The organism is Pseudomonas serboccidentalis, assembly GCF_028830055.1.
Taxonomy (GTDB): Bacteria; Pseudomonadota; Gammaproteobacteria; order Pseudomonadales; family Pseudomonadaceae; genus Aquipseudomonas; species Aquipseudomonas serboccidentalis.
Window position 1 is genome coordinate 5273483 of sequence record NZ_CP101655.1, and the last position, 6000, is coordinate 5279482.

The 6000-nt window shown below is 58.3% G+C and carries 7 protein-coding genes; 4 read left to right on the forward strand and 3 right to left on the reverse strand.

Going from position 1 to position 6000, the window contains the following annotated elements:
• The first annotated feature begins 454 nt into the window (after positions 1 to 454).
• A complete protein-coding gene (locus NN484_RS24075) occupies positions 455 to 889 on the forward strand; it encodes a GFA family protein (protein WP_274658087.1) in 435 nt (144 codons plus the stop codon).
• Between the two features lie 80 nt (positions 890 to 969).
• Here NN484_RS24075 and NN484_RS24080 read toward each other — a convergent pair whose 3' ends face one another.
• Together NN484_RS24080 and NN484_RS24085 are read right to left on the reverse strand one after the other, a co-directional pair.
• Complete coding sequence (locus NN484_RS24080; RefSeq protein WP_274658088.1) at positions 970 to 1686, reverse strand: SDR family oxidoreductase; 717 nt, start codon at positions 1684 to 1686, stop codon at positions 970 to 972.
• A 182-nt stretch (positions 1687 to 1868) separates the two neighbouring features.
• The gene (locus NN484_RS24085; protein ID WP_274658089.1) at positions 1869 to 2903 is read right to left on the reverse strand and encodes an NAD(P)/FAD-dependent oxidoreductase; all 1035 of its coding nucleotides are present in this window, start codon (positions 2901 to 2903) and stop codon (positions 1869 to 1871) included.
• Between the two features lie 136 nt (positions 2904 to 3039).
• On the opposite strand from NN484_RS24085, the gene NN484_RS24090 reads away from it, so the two are divergent.
• Together NN484_RS24090 and NN484_RS24095 are read left to right on the forward strand one after the other, a co-directional pair.
• The gene (locus NN484_RS24090) at positions 3040 to 4155 is read left to right on the forward strand and encodes a saccharopine dehydrogenase family protein (RefSeq protein ID WP_274658090.1); all 1116 of its coding nucleotides are present in this window, start codon (positions 3040 to 3042) and stop codon (positions 4153 to 4155) included.
• 2 nt (positions 4156 to 4157) lie between these two features.
• Positions 4158 to 4649: a DUF2269 family protein gene (locus NN484_RS24095; protein ID WP_215500779.1), complete on the forward strand. Its 492-nt coding sequence runs from the start codon at positions 4158 to 4160 to the stop codon at positions 4647 to 4649.
• An 8-nt stretch (positions 4650 to 4657) separates the two neighbouring features.
• Here the strand turns inward: NN484_RS24095 and NN484_RS24100 are convergent, their stop codons facing one another.
• The gene (locus NN484_RS24100; protein ID WP_215500778.1) at positions 4658 to 5110 is read right to left on the reverse strand and encodes a thiol-disulfide oxidoreductase DCC family protein; all 453 of its coding nucleotides are present in this window, start codon (positions 5108 to 5110) and stop codon (positions 4658 to 4660) included.
• A 183-nt stretch (positions 5111 to 5293) separates the two neighbouring features.
• Between NN484_RS24100 and NN484_RS24105 the strand changes: the two genes are divergently transcribed.
• Entirely contained in the window at positions 5294 to 5854 is a 561-nt protein-coding gene (locus NN484_RS24105) for a GNAT family N-acetyltransferase (RefSeq protein WP_274658091.1), read from the forward strand.
• Positions 5855 to 6000 lie beyond the last annotated feature (146 nt).

Here is a 6000-nt window from a genome sequence, read left to right on the forward strand (position 1 = left end):
TGCACCACGGGAACATCCGGGTCGACGGCCTGGCGTACTTTATCTGTCTACGGTCGGTAGGCGTGTAGATTCCGTGAAAGTAAGCAACGGTGCGCTGGTCGTCGGCTGCGATAAACCGACCTCTGTGCCGATTGGCCGCCCAATCAGTTCAGGTTAAAGTCAGTTTCAAGCGGTTTTGTTTGCACCGACCGGGCCATTGCAAGAGATCAGCATGAGCAGCGGATGGACTGAAACCTATTTACGGGTCGCTGGCAAGTTTGACGAAAACAAGACGTTGTTGTGGTGAGTCCGCATTAGCTTAAGCGAGTGGATAGTCCGGGTTTTGCCCGACTGCCGGGCGCGCCTTCGGGCTTGTTCATCTGAGTCATCGCCAGGCGCTCGTAGATCGTTAGAATGCTTTGCACATAAGAAACTTCAGCATGGATGTGCAAGCGCTCGTCCAAAGGAGAACCCCATGACAACAGGGCAGTGTCTGTGCACCGCGGTACGCTTTTCCCTCGCCGTTGAACCGCGCTTTTTTTACCGCTGCCACTGCTCCCTGTGCCGCAAGCAAACGGGTGTCGGCCACAACCTCGCCACGCTGGTCAACGCGCGTGACTTTCGCTGGGACGCAGGGCAGGCGTCGATCAGCAGTTGGGTCAAACCCGGGGGGTACAGGAACGACTTCTGCGCGCAATGCGGCTCGACTGTGCCCAACCCGCTTCGCGGGTCGACTTACGTGTGGATTCCACTCGGTTTGCTCGATGAAGATCTGAGCGTGCAGTGCGCTGGCGACTTCTGCGTTGACGATGCCATGTCGTGGGATACGCAACGCTCGGCCAGCAGTCATCACGGTTCCGTGGAGTCATTGGGGGATCTTGTGCAGGAACTCCGGGTCAACGGTGATTGAAACCTTAGCCTGACCCGCAATTATTTTCGCAGAGACGCGAACATGTGCTGCAGGGGATGGCATCGATCTGCGTCGTATCGCTACTTGCCACCGAGACTTCCTCCGCCATCGACGCTGATCACTTGGCCCGTCACGAAGGATGCTTGTGCACTCAACAGGAAAGTAATCAGAGAGGCAACTTCTGATGGCATGCCCAGTCTTTGCATCGGAATCGTGGACAGTATTTGACGCTCACCCTCACTTCCCACAGGTCTGGTTTTGCGCAAAAGCTCGGTTTCTATAGGGCCAGGTGCGACTGCATTGACCGTAATTCCAATGGGCGCCAACTCAAGCGCCCACGTACGAGTGATACCCACCAAAGCGCTTTTTGCGGCAGCGTAGGCTGTTCTGTCCCGGGCTCCAAAAATGGCACGGCTGCACACATTCACTATGCGTCCAGCAGAAGATCGCTTAAGCGACGGCAGGCAAGCTTGAGTAACTTGCACCGAGGCTCTGACATTCAGGTCAAAAACTTTTTGAAGCGTTTCAAGATCAAGAGTTTCAAGGCTTTGCGGAGCCGCGATGCCAGCGTTATTGACGACAGCATCAATAGACGTGCGCTCTAGCAGTTTCTCAAGCATCTCGCCCGTCTTCTGAGTGTCGGCTAAATCACAGAGCAACAGCTTTCCGGGAAAATAGTCGATCGAGTGCCTGGCGATGCCGACCACATTCCACCCTGATTGACTCAGTTGGGTACTGAGCGCGAAACCAATCCCTTTGGTTGCACCTGTCACCAGTGCAGTTCGGCTGTGGTTCATGGTTGCCTTCTCACCATCTGACTCAAAGCCCTATTGATAGCACAGCTCCGTCCGCTATTGGCGGTGGATTCAACCGGTCGGTGCAACACAACTGAATTCTGTATAAGCAGAAGGCCTGTTGCGGGGAGCCTGACTCAGGCCCGGACATCCATCGGATACTCGGGTGTTATAGCGGGTGATCATCAGGGCTGTGACTGGAATCGTTCTGGACGACAGGGCGCTAATGCAGCCGCAGGCGCGGCATCGACGATTTCCTCGGCAACCAGTCGCCCCACGACCGCCGCCAGCGTTACACCCGGGTGCATCGCGCACACGTATGCGCCGCCGATGTTCGACAGATAGCCAATGATCGGAATGCCATCGGCCGGCATTGGGCGCAGACCCACGCACGCCACTTCGGGCGCGATGGAAATCACCCCGTGAAGTTCGTTTTGGATGGCTTTGGCTGTTTTCAGCGCGATGGCGTGCGCGCTGTTGTGCGGCGCGTCATCTATGTAGTCCTCCGCCGCCAGCAACGTGCCGTCGGCGTCCTGCCGGATTTCCATCTCGGGGCTGGAGATGATCGTGTTTACCCGATGAGGCTGGGTTTTGTAGCGGATGAACAGGGCGGGTGAAGCGTCGATGGGCAGGGTGACGTTCAACTGATCTGCCAGTTGCGGGATCGCGGTGCCTGCCGCCAGCACGACAATATCGGCATCGAGGTTGCCCGTCGCAGTGATGATGCCAGTGACCGAGCCGTTCAATGTCTGAAAGCCGAGTGCCGGAGTCTGCGTTAACAGCGTCGCGCCATGGGCTTGAGCGCCCGCGATCAAGATGTGTGTTGCCTGCACGGCATCCAGCGCGCCTTCATCGGCGGCAAAGAATGCACGTTCTGGAGGGTGTTTGAGGTTGGGCTCAAGGTCGAGAATCTGCGCGCTATATATAGAGGGCGCATGAAACACGCCCTCACCGTAAGACAGCGCACCAGTCCATCGAACGTTCAGATCCGGCAACTCGGATTGAAGTCGGCGATATTCTGCGATGGCCGCCGCGCGTAATGGCGCAACAGGATCTGCCCCGCCGTGTGACGTGTTGATCCAGGCGAAGGAACGTCCCGTCACGCCGGACGCAACCTCATTCGCCTCGACCACGACGACTTGCGCACCTTTTACGGCGAGGTGGTACGCCAGTGACGCGCCGACGATTCCAGCCCCGATCACGATAACTCGTTTACTCACATCAACCTCCGTTGTCGATGCCCAGACGTTACTCCATTCTCGCCCATGGCGGCAGACTTGCCTGGCCCGGTGATATCGGGGAAGCTGCGCCGAGCCCGATGGTGGGCCGGTTTTTCAATCGTTCAGGGAAGCGTTGATGGCACTCAGGGTGTTGGTGGTTGGCGGGTATGGAAACTTTGGCAGTATCGTTTGTCGGCATTTGATCGACATGCCGGACGTCGAACTCGCGATCTCGGGGCGCGATCCTCAGAAGCTGGCGCGCAAGGTCGCTGAACTGGGCCCGGCCTGCGAGAGCTGGTGCGGTGATGCCATGGGCGCCGGTTTCGCCTCCGCCTTGCGCGCGATGAACATTCAACTGGTGGTTCACACCGGTGGCCCGTTTCAGGGGCAATCCTATGCGGTGGCCGAGCGCTGCATCGAAGCGCACGTCAACTATTGCGATCTGGCGGACTGCCGGACGTTCGTCAATGGCATCGGCGTCCTCGATGCCCGAGCCCGGCAGGCGGGTGTCGCGATCCTCAGTGGTTGCAGCTCGGTGCCGACGCTTTCGTCAGCGATCATCGATGAACAGCGCTATCGCTTCAAACGCATCGACTCGATCGAACACGGTATTTCCTCATCGGCCAAGATGCCGGGGTTATCGACGGTCGAAGGCGTGCTCGCATACGCCGGCAAGCCGATCCGTCAGTTAAGGAATGGTCAGGTGCATGAGGTGATGGGGTGGGAGGACCTGACCCTGCGCAAGCTGCAGGGGCTGGGCACTCGTGCATTGGCTAATGTCGATGTGCCGGACATGGACATTTTTGCCAGCCGCTATGGTGCGCACACTCTGAGCTTCAAGGCGGGTGCCGGCCTCAAACTCGGCGGTGTGGCGAATTATCTGTTTGCTCTGGCGATGAGGAAGGGCCTGGTGCGTGACCATGCACCCTGGGCCGCGAGGTTGCATCGCTGGGGGACGTGGTTCGAACGTTTCGGCGATGGCAAAAGTGCGATGTATATAGATGTGCGGGGTGTCGGTCTGGATGACCAGACGTTGTCGATGTCGGCGCAACTCACTGCGTTGAATGACAAAGGGCCGGAGATCCCGAGTTGTGCTGCCGTCGCACTGGCTGCGAAGATCGCCCGAGGTTATTTGCCCGAACCCGGCGCCCGTCCTTGCGTGGGCGAAATCAGCGTCGACGAGTACATGGCCGCGATCAACGATCCGCAGAACCTGAGTCTGTCCGTGCATTTCTCTGACGGGCAGCGCTGAGCATGCTGTATCTGGGCCTGAAGTACGTGCATGTCATTGCCGCGATTTTCCTGTTCGGTTTCGGCATGGGGTCCTATCTCTACCTGATCGCTGCCAGTCGCGCGGCCAACCCGCAGGTGATTGCGCATGTGGCGAGAATGGTCGTGCGCTACGACGCCTGGATCACCACACCGGCGGGCTTCATTCAGATCCTGACGGGCTATATGTTGACGAGACTCAGTGGACTGCCGCTGACTACAGAGTGGGTACTGGTCTCGCTGATCCTCTTCTTTATAGTGGGCTCGCTCTGGTTACCGGTGCTGGTGTTGCAAAAGCGCTTGCAGGGGATGGCGGTGAGCGCGGTCGAACGTGGGGCGGGGCTTGATGCCGATTACCAGGCTGTTTACCGCCAGTGGTTCTGGATGGGCGTTTTCGGCTTTCTGGGGATGTTCGTGATTGTCTTGATGATGGTGACGAAGATGACGCCGGCACAGTGGCTCGGACTGCTGATGTAGCAGGGGATTCACACCGGCGCCTTTAAGAAGCGTCGTTCGTGATCGGGATCGGGCAACAGGCAGGTGTCGTACTTGCCGAAGATCCGGTAGCGATTCAGCGCCACACAGTCGTAGGTCCAGTCCCGAAGTGCCCGTGGGACAATGCGCAGCAGTCGGGCCGGCCACCAACGGGCAGGCAGTTGCGCGACGATTTCGAAGAACGCATCCGAGCGCACCCAGTAATGCCGGTCGCGAATCACCGCCATGGTGTCAAACTGGTCCACCGGCAGACCGGCCCATGCCAGCAATGCCTGGCCTTCGGGCGATTGCACTGCGGCCAGGCGCACCCGGTGCTGGTGGTCATGGCGAATCAGGAACCTTGCCCAGCCGTTACACAGCTTGCAGACTCCGTCGAACAGAACCACGGTCTCGCCCGGATTGAGCAAGGGCGCGGGGGTTGGGCGAATCCGGGAGTCGGGCATAAGGTAGGTCCGAGGTGTTGGTTGGGGCTGATCATACCCTGTGCATCATCGATGAAGTCTGCTGCAGACGATGGTCGTCGGTGATGGCTCCATTAATAGCAGTCACATTGGATCTTTCCTTGCTGAGCTGTCGCCCTAGACTGGCTCCATTCCCATGACTCATCTGGAAAGGAGCCTGATCTTGTGAGCGACTTCGATAGGCAACCTGTTTTGTGCGGGAGCACGCTGAGGCTCAGGCCACTGGCCGACAGTGATTTTGAAGGGCTGTATCTGGCAGCCAGCGATCCTTTCATCTGGGTCGACCATCCTGCCTGCGACCGTCATGAGCGGCAGGTGTTTGCAGCTTACTTCGCCGCTCGCCTGGCCACCGGCCAAGCGCTTGCAGTCATCGACATCGAGTCGGGGCAGATCGTCGGGACGTCCAGCTTCTATATACCGCCTGACTTACCGGAGAGCATCGCCATCGGGTACACCTTTTTAATCCGGGCGAAATGGGGAGGGGAGGCCAATCGCGAACTGAAGCGTCTGATGGTGGAGCATGCCTTCGAGACGTACGACACTGTCTATTTGCACATCGCACCTTCGAACATCCGCTCGCAGAAAGCCGCCCTGAAGATCGGCGCGGTGCATTTATATGACGCCGAGCTGAGACTGTCGGCAACGCCCGCCCTGTGCAAGTGTTACGGGCTGACCAGGGCACAATGGGCGTTGTCGCATCGAAATAACCTGAAACAGGGGGCTTGAGGTCTGTCTTCGATCTGATGCTGACGGCGGCATCAGTTGTCGTGGCGTGTTTAGTCCATTGTTTTGAAAAGAATTTCTCGAAGGGGGTTGACCAGTAAATTCAGTCCTGTATTATTCGCCTCCCGCTGACGAGAGATCTGAAGCGT

Bases quoted from the DNA above. Each gene is read 5' to 3' on its own strand.
- NN484_RS24080 (WP_274658088.1), bottom strand. From the start codon at position 1,686: ATGAACCACAGCCGAACTGCACTGGTGACAGGTGCAACCAAAGGGATT.
- NN484_RS24090 (WP_274658090.1), top strand. From the start codon at position 3,040: ATGGCACTCAGGGTGTTGGTGGTTGGCGGGTATGGAAACTTTGGCAGT.
- NN484_RS24075 (WP_274658087.1), top strand. From the start codon at position 455: ATGACAACAGGGCAGTGTCTGTGCACCGCGGTACGCTTTTCCCTCGCC.
- NN484_RS24100 (WP_215500778.1), bottom strand. From the start codon at position 5,110: ATGCCCGACTCCCGGATTCGCCCAACCCCCGCGCCCTTGCTCAATCCG.
- NN484_RS24095 (WP_215500779.1), top strand. From the start codon at position 4,158: ATGCTGTATCTGGGCCTGAAGTACGTGCATGTCATTGCCGCGATTTTC.